This is a genomic window from Ammoniphilus resinae (assembly GCF_017873965.1).
Lineage (GTDB): Bacteria > Bacillota > Bacilli > Aneurinibacillales > RAOX-1 > Ammoniphilus_A > Ammoniphilus_A resinae.
On the sequence record NZ_JAGGKT010000053.1, the window covers coordinates 1 to 1,737 of the forward strand.

The following is a 1,737-nucleotide window of genomic DNA, read 5'->3' on the forward strand; positions in this document are numbered from 1 at the left end:
TAGTTATAATGAACGAAACCGACGCACTTTTGCTATACGTAGGTTAAATTTGGTCAATACTTGGTAGCGACAAAACAACCAAAAAACCAAATTCAGAGCTACAAACAAAAGGAGTCGGTCTATTATGAAGAATACCACAAAATTCATTGGTTTAGACGTATCCAAGAATAAAATTGCCGTTGGAATTGCAGATGAGGGGCGTGAAGCACCACGTTTTTGGGGGACCATCTCGCACGATGAGAATGCCGTTCGCAAACTAATCAACACTCTTCGTACAGAGGGCATCCACCTTGAGATTTGTTATGAAGCAGGGCCAACAGGTTATGAGCTATACCGTTGGTTATTAAAATTAAATGTAAATTGTATCGTGGTTGCACCCACCCTTATTCCTAAACGATCAGGGGACCGTGTTAAAACGGACAAACGGGATGCCCTTAGGCTGGCCCAACTTTTTCGGGCCGGTGAGTTAACTTCGGTTTATGTGCCAACACCTGAAGATGAATCCTTACGGGATATGGTCCGTGCAAGGGAAGATGCAATAGAAGACTTAAACCGCCACAAACAACGGTTGACGAAATTGCTTCTCCGTCGACAAATAAAGGAGCCTAAAACAGGTCGGTGGACTTATGCCTATGAGGAATGGCTGGATACGCTGAAGTTTGAAAACGAATGCGACCAGCTCACCTTTGCTGAGTACCGTCAATCCATCTTGGAGACCAAGGAACGTATTAAACGATACGACCAAGCAATCGAAGGGCACTCCAGCACGTGTTCGCAAGCCCTGTTAATTGAAGCCTTGCAAGCGTTACGTGGAGTAGCCGTATTGTCAGCTACCACGATCGCTTGTGAATTAGGCAACGTCATGCGATTCCAACACCCCAAATATGCAATGAGCTACGCAGGATTAGTTCCAAAGGAGAGTTCAAGCGGAGAAAGTCGCTGGCAAGGTGGAATAACAAAAGTAGGAAACAGTCACCTCCGAAGGATTCTTGTGGAAGCAGCCTGGAGCTATCGACATTCGCCCGCAGTTAAAAAGAAAATGCGCCAACGCATCGAAGGTTTGCCTGCGGAAGTACAGATGATTGCATGGAAAGCCCAACACAGGCTCCATAAGAAATTTAGGAGTATGCTGAAAAAAGGTAAACACAAAGGCACAATAACGGCCGCTATTGCACGCGAACTTATAGGCTTTGTGTGGGCGATTGCGAAGGTTGTGGAACAGCAAAGATGCGCTGCGTAATAATGAGGCTCAACCAGTTAATGAACAAGAAGAATAAGAAAGGTAGATGATGTGAAGATTGGCCCGCTTTCATTCTTTGGCTCGGGGGCAAAGTTAAGCAAGATGGGGACAAATCCGCGTTCTCCCCCTCGTGTAGATTCTTCACGGATCGAAGCACGTGAATAGTTAGCGGCAGGTCCCCAGACGTATGAATACTATGTGATAACCCACGAATATCAGATTGCCAATCGGCGATAAACTTTTGCTCTCGTGCCAAGGAATGAAATAAGAATGAAGGGCCTAAAAAGAATCCCCCCTTCCGTCCCCCTAGGGGAAAACGCAGGGGAAACATCCCCTGCACCCGTCACTCGCCGTGGGGCAGGTCCAGCAAAAGCTGGACATTCATCAGTGTAGGCACTAAACCAACCCTGTAAAGAAATGCACTTGACAGGATTAGTTTAGTGCGCAAAAAAACAAAAAGGGTGCTTAGGGGTTGACAGGTTTCGTTCATATCAGGG

General features: G+C 46.3%; 1 protein-coding gene. It reads left to right on the plus strand.

The genetic code is table 11. The features are described from left to right. The first annotated feature begins 124 nt into the window (after positions 1-124). Entirely contained in the window at positions 125-1,240 is a 1,116-nt protein-coding gene (locus J2Z37_RS25355) for an IS110 family RNA-guided transposase (protein ID WP_209813091.1), read from the plus strand. The last annotated feature ends 497 nt before the right edge of the window (positions 1,241-1,737 follow it).